This is a genomic window from Ramlibacter sp. 2FC, assembly GCF_005503345.1.
In the GTDB taxonomy this organism is placed as follows: domain Bacteria; phylum Pseudomonadota; class Gammaproteobacteria; order Burkholderiales; family Burkholderiaceae_C; genus SCMQ01.
Window position 1 is genome coordinate 67,032 of record NZ_SCMM01000008.1, and the last position, 22,141, is coordinate 89,172.

The following is a 22,141-nucleotide window of genomic DNA, read 5'->3' on the forward strand; positions in this document are numbered from 1 at the left end:
CCTGCCGGCCGCATCAGAGCGCGATGCCGAGTTTCTTCACGATCGGGGTCCAGCGCGCGACCTCGGCGGCCACGTAGTCGCGCGCCTGCGCGGGGCTGGACTGGGTGATCGGCTGGATGCCCAGCTGCGCCAGCCGCTGCTGGATGGCGGGACGCTCCATCACGCGGGCCACCGCCTTGGCGATCGGCTCGACCACCTCGCGCGGCGTGCCCAGGGGCGCGGCCAGCAGGTTGCAGGTGCCGGCCAGCAGGTCATAGCCGGCCTCGCGTGCGGTCGGGATGTCCGGCGCGATCTTTTCGCGCGCCTCGGCCATGGTGGCGATGATGCGCAGCTTGCCGGCCTTGTGGTGCTGCAGCAGCGCGCCCGTGGTCTCGACGATGAATTGCACGTTGCCGGCGATGGTGTCGGTGATCGCACCCGCGCTGCCCGCATAGGCGATGTCGACGATGTCGACGCCGGCGCGCTCCTTGAACAGCTCGGCGGCCAGGTGCACCGTGGTGCCGAGCCCGGCATGGCCGTAGGAGAGCTTGTTCGGCCGGGCCTTGGCGTAGGCGACCAGGCCCTTGAGGTCGGTCACCGGCAAGGCCGGGTTTACCGCGATGACGAAGGGCGCGTTGGACAGCAGGGCGATCCACTGGAAGTCTTCGACCGGGTTGTACGGCGGCTTGGCGCGCGAGATCGGCGCCGACACGGCCGTAGAACCGGTGGCCAGCATGAGCTGGCTGCCATCCTTGGGCGCACGCAGAAAGCCCATGGCCACGGTGAGGCCGCCGGCCCCGGGTTTGTTCTCGATCAGCACCGGGCGCGCCAATTCCTCGCGCAAGGCATCGGCCAGGATGCGCGCGAACAGGTCGCCCGAGCCGCCGGGCGGGAAGCCGACCGCGATCTTGATCGGGGTATCGGAGGACTGGGCGGCCGCCGGACCGATGCCCAGCGCGACGCTCGACAGCGCCGCGGCGGCGCCTTGGAGGATGTGCCGGCGGTTGAGCGCCGAGATCGTTGTGCCGTCTGCCATGTCTCGTCTACCTCGGATGTTGTGGATGAAATATAGAACCGACGGCCGGCATCGGATACTCCGACACCGGCGCAGGGGTAATTACTCGGCGAGCTCGAACCAGAAGTCGAGCACGTCACCGGTGCGCTTTTCGGCGAACCTGGTGATCACCTTGGTGCCCACGGCGAGCTTCTTGGCGGCGGCGGCGCTGTCGCTCAAGTCCAAGCCCTTGAAGAAGCCGCCGATCGCGGTATCGGCGCCCTTGAGCAGCACGTAGCCGAAGGCGTAGGGCGGGTCCGGCAGGTTTTTGAAGGCGGCGTAGACGATGGTGAAACACTCGATCTGGCCCTCGGGGCCGACTTCCACCCAGTCCTTGGTGGGTTCGAGCGTCTCGTCGGAGAAGGCGCGGGGGGGCACCAGCACGCGGCCGGACTTGGCGTCGCGGCGGCCGTGGATCTTCTGGTGGTCACGCAGCTGCTGGAAGAAGTAGCTGGCGGTCTCGCCCAGCGCATGCTTGTAGGTGATGTTCCACTGCTCGGTACGGGTCATCAGTTCCATGTTCGTTTTCCTTTCGAGTGAGATTCTGTAGATCAGGCTTCGACGACCATCGCGCCGAAGAACTGGTGATCGCCGCCGTTGCCGGTGCCGATCGCACGCTTGGCGCCCTGGACCTGGTGGCCACCGGCGCGGCCCCATACCTGCAGGGCTGCTTCGGCGACGCGGATCATGGCGGTGGCAGCGATCGGGTTGGCGCACAGCGTGCCGCCCGAGGGATTGACCGGGTTCTGCCCGCCGATCTTGAAGAAGCCTTCGCGCAGCATGGCCGGAGACTTGCCCAGCGGGGCGAGGCCGGCCGCCTCGATGGCGTGGTACTCGGTGTTGCTGAAGGGCGCGTACAGCTCGGCTGCATCGATCTGCTTGACCGGGTCGGTGATGCCGGCCATCTGGTAGGCGCGGTGGCAGGCTTCGCCCAGGGCCTGGGCGTCACCATGGTCGGCCGCGTAGTGGTTGCCCATGCGGTCGCCGATGAAGTAGCTCTCGGAGCTGTGGCCCACGCCGGTGATCCACACGGCGTCGAGCTGGTTGCGCTTGATGTAGTCCTCGGAGGCCAGCACCATGGCGCAACCCCCGCTCGATTGGGGGCAGGCGTCGAACAGCTTGATCGGCCAGGAGATCATGCGCGAGGCCATCACCTCCTCGATGGTGGTGCGCTGGCGCAGGTGCGCGTTGGGATTGAGCGAGGCATGCTCGCGGTTCTTCACCACGATGCGGGCCATGTCTTCCTCGGTCATGCCGTACTTGTGCATGTAGCGCACGGCCGACATGGCCAGCATGGTGATCGTGCCCAGGGGCAGCGAGCGCTCGTAGGTCGGGTCCCAGATCTTGTTCAGTATGGTCTGCGAGTCGCCGCACTCGCCCACCTTGTCGGCGCCGGCCACGAGAACGGTCTCGCAGGCGCCCGCCAGGATGTGCGAGTGCGCGGCCGCCAGGGCCGACACGCCGGTGGAGCCGCCGGTGTTGATGCGCATGAAGCGCTTGTTGCGCGCGCCCACGGCGGCGACGCCCTGGCGCTCTGCGTTCACGATGCCCAGCAGAGCGTCGGGTGCCAGCGAGTAGACCACGGCCTCGATCTCGTCGAACTCGCGCTTGGCATCGGCCATGGCAAGCGAGACGGCTTCACGCACCAGCTCGGTGTAGTTGGCATCGTCGCGGCGCGCCTGGTGCGCCGACTGCCCGATGCCGATGATTCCGACGCGGGGAATCTTTCTCATTTCACGTTCTCCCTGGCTTCGCGGCCGAGCACGACCACGGTGTTGTATTGCATGGCGCCGCCGCTGGCCCCGTGAGCCACGGCCTTCTTCACACCGGCCCGCTGGTGGGCGCCGGCCTTGCCACGGATCTGGTTGGCGACCTCGTTGATGCTCATGAGGCCGGTGCAGAACAGCGGGTTGAAGCAGATCGCGCCACCCGACAGGTTGACCGGCATGGCGCCTTCCTTGGCGAAGGTGCCGCTGGCCACGGCCTGCGTGAGCTGCTCGCGCTGGCACAGGCCCAGGCCTTCGATGGCCACCAACTGCTGGTAGGGCGTGGCGTCGGCCACTTCGGCCAGGTCGAAATCAGGCTTGTTCAGGTCGGTGCCGGATTCGCGGTAGGCCTGCTCCACGGCGGCGGCCAGCGAAGGCAGGGTGGACAGGTCGCGGTCGCCCAGCCAGGGCAGCTCGGTGGCCCAGCCCATGCCCTGGATCCAGGCGGTGGCCAGGCCCTGTCGCTCGGCGATCCAGTCGTCGCTGGCGAGCACCATCGCGACGGCGGCGAACGCCGGCGCCGACACCATGCCTTCGGTGATCGGGTAGCGCAGCATCTTGCCTTGCTCGATGTTGACCTTTTCGCGCGGCGCCGGGGCGTACTCGGCGTGCGCCTGCGAGCCGTGGCGGCGGTTGGTCTCGGTCACGGTGACGGCGGCCTCGCGCAAGCCGGGCACCTTGGCTTCCAGCGCCACGGCGTGCAGCGCATGCGTGGAAAGGTCGTCCAGCGGGAGGCTGCGGTGGTAGTAGGGGTCCGCGGACAGGCGCTGGACGTCTTCGATGCCGTCGGTCTCGAGGGGGCTCCACGAGACGACCAGCTGCGTGCGGTACAGACCCGAGCGCACGCGCAGCGCGCCCAGCACGAACGCATGCTCGGAGCCCGACGGCGTGGCCAGGATGTCGCGGCTGACGCCGCCCACCGAGCCAGAGGCCATCATGATGGTGATGGCGCGACCATCGAGCTGGTCATTGCCGGCCACGACGATGCCGTCGATGTCCTCGATCTTGATGCCCGCGTCGCGCAGGGCCGCATGCGTGACCGCGTGCAGCGCCTCCTCGAACGAGGTGCGTTCGGGGTTGCGCGGCGCGAATACCGCGCTGCCAACCACCCCGACCTGAATCTGTTTTCCCATGGATCACCTTTCACTGAGTAGATGGAAGGGCCTGCGCCGGTTGGCGGACCCGCCTTGGTATATTTCTAAATCTCGAATACAAATCTCTGTTTTCGAAAATCATATCACGCAGCCGAAAAAAGGGGGGCTTTTTTTGTGACCGGCCGGCAACAGGCTCGCCGTCTTCGCGGATCACGCCGAGGCAGACCTTCCACCCCTTGCCCCCAGGACTTCGAAGTGTTAAATTTTCCTGATAAGGAATTAGTTTTCTTGTATTCGAAACTCGATCAAAACCCTTGCGGCGACGCAAAATGCATGGAATGCGCCGTCCGCCCGGAACGCCGCCCGAGCGTGCCTTTGGCCGACCCCGCGTCCTCCTCATCTGTAAGGAAACTTCGCATGACATCGCTCCCCCTGACCGGCGTGCGCATCCTCAGCCTGGCCGAGCAGTTCCCAGGCCCCTACGCCACCCTGTTGCTCGCCGACCTGGGCGCGGACGTGATCCTGGTCGAGCGCCCCGATGGCGGCGACCCCTCGCGGCGTTTTCCCGGGCTGTTCACCGCTTTCAACCGCAACAAGCGCTCGGTGGCGCTGGACCTCAAGAGCGAGCAGGGCCGCGCCGCCTTCCTGGCCCTGGTCGACACCGCCGACGCGGTCCTGGAAGGCTTTCGTCCCGGCGTGATGGCGCGCCTGAAGCTCGACGCCGAGGTGCTGCGCACCCACAAGCCCGGGCTGGTGTTCGTGTCGATCTCGTCGTTCGGCCAGAACGGGCCGCTGGCCAGCGTGGCCGGCCACGACCTGAGCATCCAGGGAGTTGCCGGCATGCTCGATGTGCCGGCCGGCCAGGAGGCCGGCGCCGCGATGCCGGTGCTGCCCCTGGCCGATATCGCGTCGGCGATGTTCGCTGCACTGGGCGTGGTCAGCGCCCTGCTCGCGCGCACGCGCTCCGGCCAGGGCTCGCAGATCGACGTGTCGATGCTCGACTCGCTGCTCAGCTGGATGACCCCGTTCCTGGTGCCGGCGATGAACGGCCTGCCCGCCCGGCGCCTGCCGCCCGAAGACCCGGGCTACGGCCTGTTCGCCACCGCCGACGGCCGTCAGATCACGCTGAGCATCGCCGGCGAGGACCACATGTGGTCGGCCCTGTGCGGTTTGCTGGGATTGGACGAGTTCGCTGCGCTGAATGAGCGGCAGCGCAGCGCGCGGGCCGAGGACATCGTGCCGCGCCTGCGTGCGGCCTTGGCGCAACATCCTCACGACTGGCTGTGCGAGCGCCTGGAAGCCGAGCGCATCGCCTTCGGTCCGGTGCGCAAGCTGGGCGAGGTCGCGCAAGACCCGCAGGTCGCCGCGCGCGGCATGGTGGTCCCCCTTGCGGGGCCGGGCGGGACTTTGCGCTACATCCGCCAGCCGCTGATGTTCGACGGCACGACCGGTTCGCTCACGCGGCCGACGCCCGCACTGGGCGAGCACACCGCCGAGGTGCTGGGCGAGCTTGCCTCGAAGCAGGGCGCCTGAGCGGCGTTGCCACACCGCGAAGGCCGGCGCCCAGCGCCGGCGACGCCTGCCTGGTCAGATCCTCCCGCTGCGGCCGATCAGCGCTTGGGCCACAGCGGCGCCATCACCGCCAGGGAGGGCGGGTAGACCGGAACCGGCACGCCGTTGCGCCATTGCAGGATCACGGTCTCCGCACCGACCCGGCGGCCCTTCTCGTCGAACCGCAGGTGCCCACCCGGGTAGTACTTGGCGGCACCTTCGTTCGTGTCCATCTTGCGGATGGCCTCGGCCACCTTGCGCCGGTCGGCCGAGCCCGCGGCTTCCATGGCCTGCTTGAATATCCACATGTCGCCATAGGTCGAGATGCTGTCCTGCGTCATCCAAGGCTCGTTCATGCGCTTGCTGAACGCGCTGGTAAGGGCCTCATGACCCTTGCCACCCCAGTTGGCGATCACCACCATCACGCCTTCCAGGGTTTCCTTGTTCATCACCTTCAAAAGTTCGGGCGCGCCCATGTGGCCACCGTTGGTCACCACGGGAATCGCGCCATTGCCGATGCGCATCTCGCTCATCTTCTCCAGCAGCAGCTTGGTGTCGGGCACGTTGGTCGACAGCAGGAAGGCGAAGTCGGGCCGGATGTTGCGCAGCTTCTGCACGCTCGAGGTGGCGTCGGACAGCGGCGGCGTGAACACCTCGTCCATCATCAGCTTGACCCTGGCCTTCTCGAAGCCGCCTTCGCGCATGGCCTTGGAGAAGCTCACGGGAGAGGCCGTGTTGTCCATCACGATGCCCACCGTCTGGGGCGCTTTGCCGGTCGCCTGCGTGGCCAGGTTCATCAGGATGGGCAGGGCGGCGCCGGCCTGGGTGTTGGCGGTCGGCGAAGTCTGGAACACATACTTGAAGCCCCGCTCGTTGATCTGGTCGGAATACGACAGCGTCAGGAACGGCAGCTCGGCGCGCTCGGTCACTTCCGTGATGGCCAGGGTGAAGGAGCTCACGAAGCTGCCGGTCGCGCCCACCAGATCGGGCTCGGAAGCCAGCAGGCGCTGGGCCGCGTTCTTCGCCTTCTCCACGCTGTCACCGGCGTCGGCCGTGATCAGCTTGATCCTGGCGCCGCCCAGGGCCTTGATGCCGCCCGCGGCGTTGATGTCGTCCACCGCCATCTGCGCGCCCTTGACGTGCAGCTCGCCGTTGCGCGCCCAGGGGCCGGACAGCGGCACGACCACGGCCAGCTTGACCTCCTTGGGGGCCTGCGCCCAGACGGCACCCGGCAGCAGGCTCGCCGCCAGGGTGGCCAGGGCTGCGCCGGCAATGCCGCGGCGCGCCAGCTGAGGGATTCTCGGACATACTTTCATGGCTGTCTCCTTTTCAAGTGCTCAAAACACGGGCGCATGGCCCGCGTGCGACGGAACGGCCTGCAAAGGCCGGATGGTGGAATCCCTGTTCACATGCCCAGATAGGCCTGCTTGATGCGCGGGTTGCTGATCAGGACGTCGTGCGTGCCCTCCAGGGCCATGCGGCCGGACTCCAGCACGTAGCCGTAGCTGCAGGCATGCAGGGCCTCGGCGACCCGCTGTTCGACCAGCAGCACGGCCATGCCGCTTTCGCGGTGCACCTGCTCGATGCGCTCGAAGATGGCGTCGGCCACCGCCGGCGCCAGCCCCATGGAGGGCTCGTCGAGCATCAGCAACTTGGGACGCGAAGCCAGTCCGCGACCGATGGCGACCATCTGCTGCTCGCCGCCCGACAGGGTTCCCGCCAGCTGGCCCGAGCGCTCGGCCAGCCTCGGAAACAGGGTGTAGATCTGCGCCAGCGTCGCGTCGAAGGACTGGCGCGCGGCGGGCGTCTGGGCCCCCATCTCCAGGTTCTCGAGCACCGTCAGGCTGCGAAAGACCTGCCGGCCCTCGGGCACATGGGCGATGCCCAGCAGGGCGCGCTGCGGCGCGGCGATGGTGGACAAGTCGTGGCCGTCGAACTCGAGTCGCCCCGACAGCGTGGGCACCGTCCCCGAGATCGCCTTGAACAGGGTGGACTTGCCCGCGCCATTGGCGCCGACGATGGCCACGAAGGCACCCGCCTTGACCTCGAGGCTGACATTCTCGAGCGCGCGCAGGTCGCCGTAGGAGACACAGAGTTGCTCAATGCGCAGCATGGCCGACCCATTTCTTGCCCAGGTAGGCTTCGATCACCGCCGGCTCGCTGGTGACAGCGGCCGGTTCCCCGACGTACAGCACCTTGCCGTGGTCCAGCACCAGGAGCCGGTTGGCAAGCCTCACCATGGCATGCATGGTGTGCTCGATGATCACGATGGTGACGCCGGCGTCGCGGATCGCCGTCAGCGCCCGCATCACCTGTTCGACCTCGCCGCCGCCCAGCCCCGCCAGTACTTCGTCGAGCAGCAGCAGCTTGGGCCGCGAGGCCAGGGCCCTGGCGATCTCCATCAGGCGCAGCTGGACCGCGGGCAGGCCGCCGGCCAGCACCTGGGCGTAGGGCTCCAGGCCGACCTGCCGCAGCGCCTCCATGGCGCGGCCGTAGGCCAGCGCGTCGTCCGGCTCCGCGGCGAACGCGCCGATGACCACGTTCTCGAGCACGCTCAGGCGCGCAAAGGGGCGCACCACCTGGAAGGTGCGCCCGACGCCGAGGCGGCACACCTGGTAGGAGCGCAGACCGCGCAGCTCCTGCCCTTCGAACACGATGCTGCCGCTGGTGGGCGCAACCATGCCGTTGAGCAGGTTGAACATGGTGGTCTTGCCGGCCCCGTTGGGGCCGATGATGCCGAGGATCTCGCCCCGCCGGACGTCGAAAGCCACGTCCTGCACGGCCTGCAGGCCGCCGAAGCGCTTGGACAGGCCCTGCACGCGCAGGATGAGCTCGCCGCCGGGGGCGGGGGGCGCGGCGGCGGGCACCGCCGGGGCCACCGGGCCGTTCGTGGCGAGGGACGCCGCGGCCGCCGGCGCCGCGGTGGCGCCCGCGCCGCGCCGGCCACGGCGGGCCTGCCACGCATCGGTCAGGCGCGGCAGGACCCCTTCGGGCGCCATCAGCACGATCAGGATGATGGCGGCCCCGTAGATCACGCCCTGTATGCCCGGCAGGCGCGCGCCCAGCGTGGCGTTCAGCAACTCGCCCAGGGGCAACAGGATCAGGGCACCCAGCACCGGGCCGGCGATCCTGCCGACGCCACCGAACATGGTGAAGATCAGGGCCTGCGCCGACACCAGCATGCCGAACACCGAGTGCGGCGTCACGATCACCAGCACCACCGCGTACAGGCCGCCGGCCACGCCCGCGATGGCGCCCGACAGCACCAGGGCCAGCAGCTTCCAGCGGAAGGGGTTGATGCCAGAGGCCTCGGCGGCCAGCTCGTTCTGCTTGACCGCGAGCAGCGACAGGCCGAAGCGCGAACGCCCGATCCACAGGTTGATCAGCAGCGCGCCAACCAGCATGGCCACGGCCAGCAGCACGTAGGCACGCGGATCGGAGAACTGCATGTAGGCCACCGCCCCCTCGCGCTTGAGCGGCAGCGCCACCTCCTGCAGGCCCAGCCATTCGAACACGTACAGCAGGGCCAGGGGATAGGCGAGCATGGCCAGGCTGAAATAGACGCCGCGCAGCCGGAAGGTGGGAACACCCACCACCGCCCCCGCCAGCGCACCGACCGCTGCCGCGGCCAGCAGGCCGATCCAGGGCGAGAGCCCGAAATGGGCAAAGCCCACGGCCAGCGTGTAGGCGCCCAGGCCGAAGAAGGCCGCATGGCCGAACGACAGCAGGCCCGAGTACCCGCTGAACACGTTCCAGGACACGCCCACCGTGGCCCAGATCGGCACCAGGGTCATGATCAGCAGCACATAGGGATTGGCGGTCAGCGCGGCAGCGAACAGGTACAGCGTCGCCAGGCCGAAGGTCACCAGCAGAGGGCGGCCGATCTGGTTTCGCGTGGAACTTGCCTTATGCACGATCGGTGTTCCTTCCAAACAGACCTTGCGGACGCAACAGCATCACCAGCAGGAACACCACGAAGATGGCCGTGTTCTGCAGCTGCACCGGCAGCACCAGGGTCGACATCTGCTGCACCAGGCCGATGACCAGGCCGCCCCAGAACGCCCCCTTGATGCTGCCCATGCCACCCAGCACGACACCGGCATACATGATCACGACGAATTCCACGCCCGCGTAGGGCTGGAACGGGTAATAGGCCGCGACCAGACCGCCGGCAATGCCGGTCACGGCCGCACCGAGCGCAAACGCGAAGCGATGCGCCCGCGTGACGTCGATGCCCATATAGGTGGCCGCTTCCGCGTTGTCCGCGGCGGCGCGCAGGCGTTTGCCGGCGCGGGTCCGGGTGATGAACAGCGCCACCGCTGCGACCACCACCAGGGTGACGAGGAAGGCCAGGGTGCGGGCCTTGTTGAGGAAGATCATCACGTCCTCGCCCACCAGTGGCCCGACGACCCAGGCCGAGGACGACAAGGCCGTCCGGATGGTGTGCGGCGAAGAGCCGAACAGGATCAGGCCGCCGTTGGCCAGCACCAGGGACAGGCCCAGCGTGAGCGTCAGCTGCGGGTAGTGGCCATCGCCCTCGGTGCCGGTGACGCGCGAGCCCGACACCCGTGCCAGCAGGGCCGGGTGCAGCAGCGAGGCCAGCAGGTAGAGCACGCCGCCCGCCACCAGGGCGCTCACCACCAGCCCGCCCCAGTCGCCCAGCAGGGGACCCAGGCCCAGGGTCTGGAAGCCCAGCAGCGAGGCGTACATGCCAATCATCATGAACTCGCCCTGCGCGAAATTGATCACGCGCATCACGCTGAAGATCAGGCCCAGGCCCACGCACAACAGGCCGTAGACCCCACCGACCAGCAGGCTGGTCACCAGGGCCTGCAGCACGTTCTCCAGCAGGATCATTCCGCTGCTCATAGGCCAGGCACTCCCTGGCCCCGTCCAGGGCGGACCGGCGCCCACATCGGCTCTTTCATTAGCTTTGTCTCCAACTTGTTACTCGCTGTGCCATGGCCGCGCAGCGGCGCGTCGACCCGCAAGTCCATCAGCCCCAGCGCCAGTGCGCGGGCTGCATGCCGGCGACTGGCGAGCGGAAGGTGGCCAGCGCGTCGCCGGCGAGGCATCCCATGTAGACCGTGCGCAGGTCCGCGCCGCCGAAGGCCAGGCTGGTCACGTTGCCCAGCCGACGCCCGCGCGCCGCAGACAGCAGCGGCCGATCCAGCGTTCCGGCAACGAAGGCGGCCTCCAGGCGCTGTGCGGTCGCCGCGACCGCGTCGTCGATGAGGGTCTGGCAATGCCCGTCGGCGGCAACGCGGTAGACCCGGTTGCTGCCGACACACACCACCCAGGCGCCGCCTTCCGAATCCAGGGCCAGGCCGTCGGGGAAGTCGCCGTCGCCGAAGCGGGCCACGGTCTCCCGGCCGCGGAGTTCGCCCCCCGCGTCGATGCGAAAGCGCGAGAGGCGACGCCCGAAGGTCTCATTGACGTACATGAACTGGCCGTCGGCGCTGACGCGGCACTCGTTGGTGTAGTGCAGGCCGTCGGCGACGATGCGCGTGCCCGAGGCATCGCGCAGCACGATGTAGCCGGTGGCGCTGTCCAACGGATAGCGGTCGCTGCCATCGGTGGCGCTGATGCAGGCCCAGACGCGGCCGGCCGCGTCGTTGGCGACGAAATTGACCCGCTGCACCGGCCGCCCCTCGACCTCGGTCAGCCAGGGCGACGGGGCCCCGTCGGGTGCGATGCGCCAGACACCGCCCTGCTCGCCCAGATTGGCGACCAGAAAGCCGCCATCGGGCTGCATGGCGATACCGTTGGGCAGCAGGCCGGGGGCGTTGCCGATCAGTCGCTGGCGTCCGTCGGGATCGATCTTCAGCACGCCACCGCGCCGGTCCGACACGAACAGGCTGCCCGAAGCATGGGTCAGCACGCATTCCGGACGCTGCAGCCCCGACGAGAAGGGGCGCAGCCCCTGCGCAGGGCCGCCCGGCGCGTCTTCGCGCAGCTCGTCGGCCAGGCGGTCCCACAGGTCCCGCGAATCGGCTTGCTGCATGCTCATTCCAGCGACAGCTTGAGGTTGTTGGCGATCTCGCGCCAGCGCGCCACGTCCCGGCGCATCAGCTCGCCGGTTTTCTGGCTGTCCAGGTAGGCTGGCTCCAGGCCGCGCTCGCGCAGCTTGGCCTGCAGGTCGGGATCGGCCATCACCTGCGCCAGGTCCTCGCTGAGCTTCTTCACGATCGCGGCAGGGGTCTTGGCCGGCGCGACCAGGCCGTACCAGATGTCGACGTCGAAGCCGGGCACACCGGCCTCGGACACCGTGGGCACATCGGGCAGCCGGGGGAAACGCGTCGCCGTGGTGACGGCCAGCGGGCGCAGACGCCCCTGCTTGACCAGGCCATCGAAGGCCGACATGGCGCCGAACGACACCTGGACCTCGTCCGCTACCAGGGCCGTGACCGAGGGCGCCGAACCCTTGTAGGGCACGTGGGTCATCTCTATGCCCGAGCGCATGGCAAACAGTTCGCCGGCCAGGTGCGGCGCCGTTCCGGTGCCGGCCGATCCATAGTTGATCTTGCCGCGATTCGCCTTCGCATAGGCGACGAACTCGGCGAAGTTCTTGACCGGCATCTTGTCGTTGACCACCACCACCATGGGCGAGGCCGCGTACCGGCCGATGGGCGCGAAATCGCGCAGCAGGTCCCAGCTGAGGTTGCGGTAGACCGTGGTGTTGATGGTGTAGGAGTTCACCAGCAACAGCAGGGTATAGCCGTCCGGCGGCGCCTTGGCGACCGCGTCGGCGCCGATGTTGCCTGCCGCCCCGGGGCGGTTGTCGACCACTACCGGTTGCCCCCACAACTCGGAGAGCTTCTGTCCGACCAGGCGGGCGGAGATGTCCGAGCCGCCAGGCGCGAAGCCCACAATCAAGCGGACCGGACGGTCGGGAAAGGCCTGGGCCGAAACCGCCAGGACCATGAACACTGCGAAGACCAGCAGTGACTTGCAAAGTTTCATCATGAAGACTCTTTCTGTTCAGACGGCCCGCGAGGCGCCGTCCCGATGGCTAACTGACCTCGAACCCTGTTCTTGCGTGCCGCCCTTGCTCCTGGGCAGGTCTTCCACTTGTCACTAAAATTTCCAATATTCGAAATAAACTTCGCATTCCTGGAAAATCATAACAAGGCGCCGAGATAAGTCAAGCCAGTCTGTACCGCTTGGCTGCGCGCTCGTTGGCGCCCGACGAACAGTCCTGCCTACACCGCCGCGATGACAGGCCGGCAGCGGCCGCTAGGGCGTCAGGCCGAGCAAGCGCATCAGCCAGCGCAGGCCATAGGCCACCGCCCCCAGCGCCAGCACGCCTGCCAGCCAGAGGCCGAGCAGCCAGGCCAGGCGCCTGCGCCACAGGCCCGTGCCCGGCCTTGGCGGCGCGGGAGAGTCGCCCATCAGTGGTAGCCCTGGCCCGCGTCGACCTTGCCGCGGAACACGTAGTAGCCCCAGGCCGTGTACATCAGGATGAAGGGAATGATCAGCAGCGCGCCGACCAGGGCGAAGCCCTGGCTCTGCGGCGGCGCGGCGGCCTGCCAGATCGTGATGCCGGGCGGCACGATGTGGGGCCACAGGCTGATGCCCAGGCCGCTGTAGCCGAGGAAGACCAGGCACAGGGTCAGCACGAAGGGCGAGGCGTCGGGCTGGGCGCGCAGCCTGCGCAGCAGCAGCCAGACGGTGGCCAGCACCAGCAGCGGCACGGGGGCGAACCACAGCAGGTTGGGCCAGCTGAACCAGCGCCGCGCGATGTCCGCGCTGGCCAGCGGCGTCCACAGGCTGATGACGGCGATCACGGCCAGCAGAGTCCAGGTCAGCGGGCGCGCCAGCGCGATCATGCGCGCCTGCAGCGCGCCCTGGGTCTTGAGGATCAGCCAGGTGCAGCCGAGCAGCGCATAGGCCGCCACCAGGCCGGCGCCGGTGAACAGCGAGAACGGCGTGAGCCAGTCTAAGGCGCCGCCCGCGTAGGCGCGGCCCTCCACGCGCACGCCCTGCAGGTAGGCACCCAGGATCACGCCCTGGAAGTAGGTCGCGGCCAGCGAGCCGCCGATGAAGGCCTTGTCCCACCAATGGCGGCGCGCCTCGCTGGCCTTGAAGCGGAACTCGAAGGCCACGCCGCGGAAGATCAGGCCCAGCAGCATGAACACCAGCGGCAGGTAGAAGGCGCTCAGCACCACCGAGTAGGCGAGCGGAAAGGCCGCCATCAGACCGGCGCCGCCGAGCACCAACCAGGTCTCGTTGCCGTCCCAGACCGGCGCCACAGTGTTCATCATCACGTCGCGGTCGCTCTTGCCGGGCAGGAAGGGATAGAGCAGGCCTATGCCCAGGTCGAAGCCGTCCATCACCACGTACATCATGATGCCGAACAGGATGATCACGGCCCAGATCAGAGAAAGGTCTATGCCCATGTCAGGCCTCCTGCCGGGCCGCCCCAAAGGAGGCCTGGGCCCCCTCGGGGGGCAGCGAATACACGAAGTGATGAGCGTGGGGGCGTTTCATGTCAGCTCTCCTGCGGGTTCTCGGCCGATGCAGCCGACAACGGGCGCGCCGGCGTGCGCGGCTGGCCGGGGCCGCCGGGCAGGGGATGCTCACCCTCGTGCGGCTGCGGGCCCTGGGCGATCAGGTGCAGCAGGTAGACCAGGCCGGCACCGAACACGACGAGGTAGACCGCCACGAACAGCGCCAGGCTCAGGCCCAGCTGGGCCGCGCCGTGCGGTGACACGGCGTCGGCCGTGCGCAGCAGGCCGTAGACCACCCAGGGCTGGCGTCCGACTTCGGTGGTGAACCAGCCGGCCAGCAGCGCGACCAGGCCGGCCGGCCCCATCCACAGCGCGAAGCGCAGCAGCGCACGCGCCTCGTAGAGCCGGCCGCGCCAGCGCGCCCACAGGGCCCAGAGGCCGAGGGCTATCATCAAAAAGCCCAGGCCGACCATGATGCGGAAGGACCAGAACACCACGGTCGCGTTGGGCCGGTCCGCGCGCGGGTATTCCTTGAGGCCGGGGAACTGGCCGTCCCAGGAGTGGGTCAGGATCAGGCTGCCCAGGCGCGGCACTTCGACCGCCCAGCGCGTCTGCTCACGCGCCATGTCGGGCCAGCCGAACAGGGTCAGCGGAACGCCTTCGCCGGGCTTGTTTTCCCAATGCCCCTCGATCGCGGCGATCTTGGCCGGCTGGTGGCGCAGCGTGTTCAGGCCGTGCAGGTCGCCGATCACGGCCTGCAGCGGCGCCACGATCAGCAGCATCCACATCGCCATGGACAGCATCTTGCGCACCGCGGGCTGGTCGCGCCCGCGCAGCAGGTGCCAGGCCGCCGAGGCGCCGACCATCAGCGCGGTGGACAGGAAGGCCGCGACGCCCATGTGGGCCAGGCGGTAGGGAAACGAGGGGTTGAAGATCACGGCCAGCCAGTCGGTCGGCACCACACGGCCATCGACGATCGCGTAGCCGGCCGGGGTGTGCATCCAGCTGTTGGAGGCCAGGATCCAGGTCGCCGAGATCAGCGTGCCGACCGCGACCATCAGCGTGGAGACGAAATGCAGGGCCGGCCCCACGCGGCTCCAGCCGAACAGCATGACGCCGAGGAAGCCGGCCTCGAGGAAGAAGGCCGTCAGCACCTCGTAGGTCAGCAGCGGCCCGGTCACGCTGCCGGCGAAGTCCGAGAAATGGCTCCAGTTGGTGCCGAACTGGTAGGCCATGACCAGGCCCGAGACCACGCCCATGCCGAAGTTGACCGCGAAGATGCGCGACCAGAAATGGTAGAGGTCGCGGTAGACGGCCTGGTCCGTTCGCAGCCAGCAGGCCTCGAGCACGGCCAGGTAGCTGGCCAGGCCAATGGTGATGGCAGGAAACACGATGTGGAAGGACACCGTGAAAGCGAACTGGATCCGGGCCAGCAGCAAGGCATCGAGATCCCCCACGGTCGGCATCCTCACCCCGGCAGGCGGCCGGGCGACGATCCCGGCCACCGCGGCGGGACGGGATGACTATAGTGCTTATGCGTCCGGCGTCACAGGCTCAGAGGCACCGCAGAAGACCGGATCAGATGCGCCGAAGCCGCCGCCCAGGCCCAGCCCCGCCAAGTACAGGTCGGCCAGGCACCGGCCGCTGTCCACGAGGTCGAAGGCGGCGGGGTCGAGCAGCCAGTTCTGGATCAGGCCGTCGACCATCACATGCAGGCCGAGCGCGGCCGTGGCGACCGGAATGGTCAGCGGCCGCCCGCGCTGGGCCACGGCGCGCTCCATGGCCTGCTCGGTGCGCGCCAGGCAGGCGTTGCGCACCTGCAGGTGGCGCTGCTGCACCGCCATCAGCTCATCCACGTATTCCACCTTGTGCGTCGCCACCTCGAACACGCGGCGCGTCTGGGCGTCGCCGGCGGTCTTGCGCAGGGCCTCGAGCAGGGCCGCACGCAGGCCCTCGATCGGGTCCAGGCTCTGCTGCGCCGCCACGCATTGGAGCGACTCCTCCATCGGCAGGGTCACGCGCTCCATCATGGCGTTGAACAGGTCGGCCTTGTCCTTGAAATGCCAGTAGATCGCGCCGCGCGTGGTGCCGGCGGCGACAGCGATGTCATTGAGCGAGGTGCGCGACACGCCGCGCGCCTGGAACAGCTGTTCGGCGGCATCGAGCAGGCGGTGGCGCGTGGCCTGCGCGTCGGCCTTGGTACGGCGCACCATGGTGGGCGTGTCTCCGGTTGTGGCTTCTACGAAAGTTCACATCATACATACATTCAAGGATGTATGTATACTGCGCCTACATCCTGTTTCGCACCTGCTCCGCCAGCGCTGTCATGCTGCTCGGCTGGGCCAGTCGATGCTCAAACCCCGAAGAACAAGGACCTCCGCCATGCCTGTCCCGCGCCAGCTCCCGCCCGCCTCGACCATTCCCCACCTGCGACGCCGGGACCTGGCGCCAGCCGCCCTGACCCTGGCCCTGCTGCTGGGCGCATGCGGCAAGGACGGCGCCGCACCGGGCGGCCCGGCCGGCGGCGGCATGCCGCCCATCGAGGTCGGCGTGGTCAGCGTGGCGCCCGGCGACGTCGGCCTGGTGACCGAGCTGCCTGGGCGGCTGGAAGCCTCGCGCGTGGCCCAGGTGCGCGCCCGCGCGGCCGGCATCCTGCAGCAGCAGCTGTTCCGCGAGGGCAGCGAGGTGCGGGCCGGCCAGCCCCTGTTCCGCATCGACCCCGCGCCCTATGCCGCCGCGCTGCAGAGCGCGGAGGCCGCGCTGGCCAAGGCCCGCGCCAACCTGTCCCAGGCCCGCGCCCTGGCCGAGCGCTACCAGCCCCTGGTGGCCGAGAAGGCGGTGAGCCAGCAGGACTACGCCAATGCCGTGGCCGCGCAGCAGCAGGCCGAAGCCGAGGTCGCGGCCGGCCAGGCCGCGGTGCAGACCGCGCGCATCAACCTCAACTACGCCAGCGTGACGGCGCCGATCGCCGGTCGCATAGGCCGCGCCCTGGTGACCGAGGGCGCCCTGGTCGGCCAGGGCGAGGCCACGCCGCTGGCGGTGGTGCAGCAGATCGACCCCTTGTACGTGAACTTCACCCAGTCGGCCACCGAGGTGATGCGGCTCAAGCGCGCGCTGGAGGACGGCCGGCTCAAGCGCGCCAGCGGCAGCGCGGCGGCCAGCGTGCGTGTGCTGCTGGACGATGGCAGCGAGTACCCGCGCGCCGGCCGGCTGCTGTTCTCCGACCTCACGGTAGACGCCGGCACCGGCCAGGTCACGCTGCGCGCCGAATTGCCCAACCCCGGCGGCCAGCTGCTGCCGGGCCTGTACGTGCGCGTGCGCCTGGAGCAGGCCCAGGCCGGCAACGCCGTCACGCTGCCGCAGCAGGCGGTGACGCGTTCGGCGCAGGGCGACCAGGTGATGGTGGTCGGCGCCGACGGCAAGGTCAGCCCGCGCCCGGTCAAGGTGGCGACCGGCAAGGGCAACCAGTGGGTGATCCTGGAGGGCCTGAAAGCGGGCGAGCAGGTCATGGTCGACGGCTTTCAGAAGCTGCAGATGCTGCCGCCCGGCACGCCGGTCAAGCCCGTGCCCTGGCAGGCGCCCGGCGCGCCCGCCCCCGCGGCGTCGGCACCCGCGGCACCGGCGGCATCGGCGCCCGCGTCTGCGGCCTCCTCGGCCCAGGCCCGCTAAGGAGCCCGCCCATGGCCAAATTCTTCATCGACCGGCCCATCTTCGCCTGGGTGATCGCGCTGTTCGTGCTGGTGCTGGGCAGCGTGGCGATCACGCAGCTGCCGATCTCGCAATACCCGCCGGTGGCGCCGCCCGCCATCGTGATCAACACCGCCTATCCCGGTGCCTCGGCCCAGACGCTGGAGGACAGCGTGATCAGCGTGATCGAGCGCGAGATGAACGGCTCGCCCGGCCTGATGTACATGGAGTCCGTGAGCCAGGCCGACGGCACGGGCTCGATCACGCTGAGCTTCGAGCCCGGCACCGACCCCGAGCTGGCCCAGGTCGACGTGCAGAACCGCCTGTCGCGCGCCACGCCGCGCCTGCCCTCGGTGGTCACCCAACAGGGCGTGCGCGTGGACAAGTCGCGCAGCAACTTCCTGCTGTTCATCATGCTGTCCTCGGACAACCCGGCCTACGGCCCGGTGGCCCTGGGCGACTACGCGGCGCGCAACGTGGTGCCCGAGATCCAGCGCCTGCCCGGCATCGGCCAGGTGCAGCTGTTCGGCACCGAGCGCGCCATGCGCGTCTGGCTGGACCCGGCCAGGCTCACCGGCTACAACCTCTCGACCGCCGAGGTCAACGCGGCGATCCGCGCCCAGAACGCCCAGGTCGCCTCGGGCAGCATAGGCGACCTGCCCAACGTGGCGGGCCAGGGCATCGCCGCCACCGTGGTGGTGCAGGGCCAGTTGGCCAGCGTCGAGCAGTTCGGCCGCATCGTGCTGCGCGCCAGCGCCGACGGTTCCACGGTGCGCCTGAAGGACGTGGCGCGCATCGAGCTCGGCGGCCAGAACTACGGCAGCTCGGCACGCCTGAACGGCAAGCCGGCCACCGGCATCGGCGTGCAGCTCTCGCCCAGCGGCAACGCCCTGGCCTCGGCCAAGGCCGTGCACCAGAAGATGGGCGAGCTGGCGCGCTACTTCCCGCAGGGGATGAAATGGGACATCCCCTACGACAGCTCGCGCTTCGTGAGCATCTCGATCCGCCAGGTGGCCCAGACCCTGCTCGAGGCCGTGGCCCTGGTGTTCCTGGTGATGTTCCTGTTCCTGCAGAACATACGCTACACGCTGATCCCGACCATCGTGGTGCCGGTGGCGCTGCTGGGCAGCTTCGCCACCCTGCTGGCCCTGGGCTTCTCGATCAACGTGCTGACCATGTTCGGCATGGTGCTGGTGATCGGCATCGTGGTCGACGACGCCATCGTGGTGGTGGAGAACGTCGAGCGCATCATGAGCGAGGAGGGCCTGCCGCCGCGCGAGGCCACGCGCAAGGCCATGGGCCAGATCTCGGGTGCCATCGTCGGCATCACGGTGGTGCTGGTCTCGGTGTTCGTGCCGCTGGCCTTCTTCGGCGGCTCGGTGGGCAACATCTACCGCCAGTTCTCGGCCGTGATGGTCTCGTCGATTGGCTTTTCGGCCTTCTTCGCGCTCTCGCTCACGCCGGCCCTGTGCGCCACCCTGCTCAAGCCGGTAGCGGCCGGCCACCACCATGCCAAGACCGGTTTCTTCGGCTGGTTCAACCGCGGCTTCGCGCGCACCGCCAAGGGCTACGAAAGCTGGGTCGCGCGCATGCTGCCGCGCGCGGCGCGCTACCTGGTGATCTACCTCGCCATAGGCGGCGCGGTGGCGCTGATCTACCAGCGCCTGCCCAGCTCCTTCCTGCCGGGCGAGGACCAGGGCTACGTGATCGTCAACGTGCAGCTGCCGCCCGGCGCGACGCTGGAGCGCACCCAGTCCGCGATGAAGCAGGTGGAGGACTTCATGCTGCAGCAGCCCGAGGTGCAGAGCATCGTCGGCGTGCTGGGCTTCAGCTTCTCGGGCCAGGGCCAGAACGCGGGCCTGGCCTTCGTGACCCTCAAGGACTGGACCGAGCGCGCCGGTGCCGGCCAGTCGGCCGAGGCCCTGGCCGGGCGCGCCTTCGGCGCTTTCATGGGCATACGCGACGCCTTCGTGTTCCCGCTGAGCCCGCCGCCGATTCCCGAGCTGGGCACGGCCACCGGCTTCAGCTTCCGGCTGCAGGACCGCGCCGGCCTGGGCCACGAGGCCCTGGTCGCCGCGCGCAACCAGCTGATGGGCATGGCCTCGCAAAGCAAGCTGATCACCCAGGTGCGCCCCGACGGCCTGGAGGACGCGCCGCAGCTGCAGATCGACATCGACCGCGACAAGGCCCTGGCCCTGGGCGTGCCCTTCGACGCGATCAACGCCACGATCTCGACCGCGCTGGGCTCGAGCTACATCAACGACTTCCCGAACCAGGGCCGCCTGCAGCGCGTGGTGGTGCAGGCCGACGCGCCGGCGCGCATGCAGCCCGAGGACCTGCTCCGGCTGCAGGTACCCAACAGCCAGGGCCGGCTGGTGCCGATGTCGGCCTTCGCCAGCACTCGCTGGATCCAGGGCGCCATGCAGACCGTGCGCTACAACGGCTACCCGGCCATGCGCATAGGCGGCATGGCCGCGCCCGGCCACAGCACCGGCGAGGCCATGGCCGAGATGGAGCGCCTGGCCGCCCAGCTGCCGGCCGGCTTCGGCTTCGAATGGACCGGCCTGTCGCGCGAGGAGCAGCTGGCCGGCGCCCAGGCCACGCTGCTGTATGGCTTCGCCATCCTGGCGGTGTTCCTGTGCCTGGCCGCGCTGTACGAGAGCTGGAGCATTCCGCTGGCCGTGGTGCTGGTCGTGCCGCTGGGCGTGCTGGGCGTGCTGATGGCCACCTGGCTGCGCAGCTACGCCAACGACGTCTACTTCCAGGTCGGCCTGGTCACCATCATCGGCCTGTCGGCCAAGAACGCCATCCTGATCATCGAGTTTGCCAAGGACCTGCAGGCCCAGGGCAAGAGCGTGGTCGAGGCGGCGCTGGCGGCGGCCCACCTGCGCTTTCGCCCCATCCTGATGACCTCGCTGGCCTTCATGCTGGGCGTGCTGCCGCTGGCGATCGCCTCGGGCGCCGGCTCGGCCAGCCAGCGCGCCATCGGCACCGGCGTGATCGGCGGCATGCTCACCGGCACGGTGCTGGCCGTGTTCTTCGTCCCCGTCTTCTTCGTCGTGGTGCGCGGCATCTTCAAGGGCAGCGAGCGCCAGCGGCGCCTGCACGCCCAGGCCGCGGCCCAGCTGGGAGTGCACAGCGATGACTAAACCCCTGTTCCCCATCCTGCTGTCGGCCGCGCTGGCGGCGGGCTGCTCCATGATCCCGACCTACGAACGGCCGGCGGCGCCCGTGGCCGCGCAATGGCCGTTCGCGGCGCCCGAGCCGCCCGGCCCGCCCGCGGCCGAGCTGGCCTGGCAGGATTTCGTCGGCGACGCCGCGCTGCGCGAGCTGATCGCGCTCGCGCTGGCCAACAACCGCGACCTGCGCGTCGCCGTGCTCAACATGGCGCAGGCCCGCGCGCAGTACGGCATACGCCGCGCCGACCAGTTCCCCACGCTGAACCTGGGTGCCACCGGCAACCGCCAGCCGTCCGGCGACGGCAGCGGCGACAGCAAGAGCAGCTACACCGCCGGCCTGCTGGTCAATGCCTGGGAGCTGGACTTCTTCGGCCGGCTGGCCAGCCTCAAGGAGGCCGCCCTGGCGCAGTACCTGGCCACCGAGGAGGCGCGCAAGGCCGCGCAGATCAGCCTGGTGGCCGCCGTCTGCAATGCCTGGCTGAGCCTGCAGGCCAACGACGAATTGCTGGCGCTGGCCCGGCAGACCCTGGCCACGCGCGAGGACACGCTGCGCCTGACGCGGCTGCGCCTGGAGCACGGCACGGCCTCGGCCCTGGACCTGCGCCAGGCCGAGTCGGTCACCGAGGCGACGCGCGCGGCCCTGGCCCAGCAGCAGCGCCTGCGCGCGCTGGACCTCAACGCGCTCGCGCTGCTGGTCGGCCAGCCCCTGCCGGCGCAGCCGCTGCCCGCGTCGGGCGCAGGCACGCAAACCGCGCTGCGCGACGTGCCGGCCGGCCTGCCCTCCGAGCTGCTGACGCGCCGGCCCGACATCCGCCAGGCCGAGCAGCAATTGATCGCCGCCAACGCCAACATCGGCGCGGCGCGCGCGGCCTTCTTCCCGCGCATCACGCTGACCGCGGGCCTGGGCACGGCCAGCAGCCAGCTGTCGGGGCTGTTCGCCGGCGGCTCCTGGGGCCTCACGCTGGCGCCTCAGGCCTTGCTGCCCATCTTCGACGCGGGCCGCAACCAGGCCGGCCTGGACTCGGCGCAGGCCGGGCGCGAGATTGCCGTGGCGCAGTACGAGAAGGCCGTGCAGACCGCTTTCCGCGAGGTGGCGGATGCGCTGGCCGGCCGCGCCACGCTGGGCGAGCAGCTGGCCGCCCAGCAGGCCCAGGCCCAGGCCGAGGCCGAGCGCCTCAGGCTGGCCGAGCTGCGCTGGCGCAACGGGGTGGCGAGCTCGCTGGAACTGCTGGACGCCCAGCGCTCGCTGTTTGCGGCGCGGCAGGCGCTGGCGCAGACCCGGCTGGCGCAGCGGCAAAGCCAGGTGGCGCTGTACAAGGCGCTGGGCGGCGGCTGGAGCGAGGCGGCGGCGCAGCCCTGACGGGCCGGCGCCGGGCCCGCC

General features: G+C 69.5%; 18 protein-coding genes. 4 read left to right on the forward strand and 14 right to left on the reverse strand.

Annotation, left to right across the window (positions count from 1 at the left end):
- Window positions 1-13 precede the first annotated feature (13 nt).
- The 4 genes from FFS10_RS05640 to FFS10_RS05655 all read right to left on the reverse strand — a co-directional run bounded on the left by FFS10_RS05640 (window position 14) and on the right by FFS10_RS05655 (window position 3,932).
- On the reverse strand, window positions 14-1,015 hold the full coding sequence (locus tag FFS10_RS05640; protein WP_137892434.1) for a Bug family tripartite tricarboxylate transporter substrate binding protein: 1,002 nt from the start codon (window positions 1,013-1,015) through the stop codon (window positions 14-16).
- A gap of 81 nt (window positions 1,016-1,096) precedes the next feature.
- The gene (locus FFS10_RS05645; protein ID WP_171016053.1) at window positions 1,097-1,552 is read right to left on the reverse strand and encodes a Zn-ribbon domain-containing OB-fold protein; all 456 of its coding nucleotides are present in this window, start codon (window positions 1,550-1,552) and stop codon (window positions 1,097-1,099) included.
- A 32-nt stretch (window positions 1,553-1,584) separates the two neighbouring features.
- Entirely contained in the window at window positions 1,585-2,766 is a 1,182-nt protein-coding gene (locus FFS10_RS05650) for a thiolase family protein (protein WP_137892438.1), read from the reverse strand.
- Complete coding sequence (locus tag FFS10_RS05655; protein ID WP_137892440.1) at window positions 2,763-3,932, reverse strand: thiolase family protein; 1,170 nt, start codon at window positions 3,930-3,932, stop codon at window positions 2,763-2,765. Before FFS10_RS05655 ends, FFS10_RS05650 begins: the two co-directional genes overlap by 4 nt.
- 378 nt (window positions 3,933-4,310) lie before the next feature.
- Here FFS10_RS05655 and FFS10_RS05660 point away from each other — a divergent pair, with 378 nt between their 5' ends.
- Entirely contained in the window at window positions 4,311-5,426 is a 1,116-nt protein-coding gene (locus FFS10_RS05660; RefSeq protein WP_171016052.1) for a CaiB/BaiF CoA transferase family protein, read from the forward strand.
- A 77-nt stretch (window positions 5,427-5,503) separates the two neighbouring features.
- Here FFS10_RS05660 and FFS10_RS05665 read toward each other — a convergent pair whose 3' ends face one another.
- The 10 genes from FFS10_RS05665 to FFS10_RS05710 all read right to left on the reverse strand — a co-directional run bounded on the left by FFS10_RS05665 (window position 5,504) and on the right by FFS10_RS05710 (window position 16,107).
- Complete coding sequence (locus FFS10_RS05665; protein WP_137892444.1) at window positions 5,504-6,760, reverse strand: ABC transporter substrate-binding protein; 1,257 nt, start codon at window positions 6,758-6,760, stop codon at window positions 5,504-5,506.
- A gap of 89 nt (window positions 6,761-6,849) precedes the next feature.
- Complete coding sequence (locus FFS10_RS05670) at window positions 6,850-7,557, reverse strand: ABC transporter ATP-binding protein (RefSeq protein ID WP_137892446.1); 708 nt, start codon at window positions 7,555-7,557, stop codon at window positions 6,850-6,852.
- On the reverse strand, window positions 7,544-9,358 hold the full coding sequence (locus FFS10_RS05675) for a branched-chain amino acid ABC transporter ATP-binding protein/permease (RefSeq protein WP_249931180.1): 1,815 nt from the start codon (window positions 9,356-9,358) through the stop codon (window positions 7,544-7,546). The genes FFS10_RS05670 and FFS10_RS05675 overlap by 14 nt, the downstream gene beginning before the upstream one ends.
- Window positions 9,351-10,313: a branched-chain amino acid ABC transporter permease gene (locus FFS10_RS05680; RefSeq protein ID WP_212744090.1), complete on the reverse strand. Its 963-nt coding sequence runs from the start codon at window positions 10,311-10,313 to the stop codon at window positions 9,351-9,353. Before FFS10_RS05680 ends, FFS10_RS05675 begins: the two co-directional genes overlap by 8 nt.
- A gap of 127 nt (window positions 10,314-10,440) precedes the next feature.
- A complete protein-coding gene (locus FFS10_RS05685) occupies window positions 10,441-11,448 on the reverse strand; it encodes an SMP-30/gluconolactonase/LRE family protein (protein WP_171016051.1) in 1,008 nt (335 codons plus the stop codon).
- Between the two features lie 2 nt (window positions 11,449-11,450).
- Complete coding sequence (locus FFS10_RS05690; protein WP_137892450.1) at window positions 11,451-12,410, reverse strand: Bug family tripartite tricarboxylate transporter substrate binding protein; 960 nt, start codon at window positions 12,408-12,410, stop codon at window positions 11,451-11,453.
- Window positions 12,411-12,680: 270 nt separating this feature from the next.
- Complete coding sequence (locus FFS10_RS05695; protein ID WP_137892453.1) at window positions 12,681-12,836, reverse strand: DUF2474 family protein; 156 nt, start codon at window positions 12,834-12,836, stop codon at window positions 12,681-12,683.
- Window positions 12,836-13,843, reverse strand: a complete 1,008-nt coding sequence (gene cydB / locus FFS10_RS05700; RefSeq protein ID WP_137892455.1) for a cytochrome d ubiquinol oxidase subunit II — start codon at window positions 13,841-13,843, stop codon at window positions 12,836-12,838. The genes FFS10_RS05695 and cydB overlap by 1 nt, the downstream gene beginning before the upstream one ends.
- Window positions 13,844-13,935: 92 nt before the next feature.
- A complete protein-coding gene (locus FFS10_RS05705) occupies window positions 13,936-15,351 on the reverse strand; it encodes a cytochrome ubiquinol oxidase subunit I (protein WP_212744091.1) in 1,416 nt (471 codons plus the stop codon).
- A gap of 75 nt (window positions 15,352-15,426) precedes the next feature.
- Complete coding sequence (locus FFS10_RS05710) at window positions 15,427-16,107, reverse strand: TetR family transcriptional regulator (RefSeq protein ID WP_137892457.1); 681 nt, start codon at window positions 16,105-16,107, stop codon at window positions 15,427-15,429.
- 169 nt (window positions 16,108-16,276) lie between these two features.
- On the opposite strand from FFS10_RS05710, the gene FFS10_RS05715 reads away from it, so the two are divergent.
- From FFS10_RS05715 to FFS10_RS05725, 3 genes are read left to right on the forward strand one after another with little or no spacing between them, the layout of a single operon-like run.
- A complete protein-coding gene (locus FFS10_RS05715; RefSeq protein ID WP_137892459.1) occupies window positions 16,277-17,563 on the forward strand; it encodes an efflux RND transporter periplasmic adaptor subunit in 1,287 nt (428 codons plus the stop codon).
- A gap of 11 nt (window positions 17,564-17,574) precedes the next feature.
- Window positions 17,575-20,730, forward strand: a complete 3,156-nt coding sequence (locus FFS10_RS05720) for an efflux RND transporter permease subunit (protein WP_137892461.1) — start codon at window positions 17,575-17,577, stop codon at window positions 20,728-20,730.
- Window positions 20,723-22,120, forward strand: a complete 1,398-nt coding sequence (locus FFS10_RS05725) for an efflux transporter outer membrane subunit (protein WP_137892463.1) — start codon at window positions 20,723-20,725, stop codon at window positions 22,118-22,120. The genes FFS10_RS05720 and FFS10_RS05725 overlap by 8 nt, the downstream gene beginning before the upstream one ends.
- The last annotated feature ends 21 nt before the right edge of the window (window positions 22,121-22,141 follow it).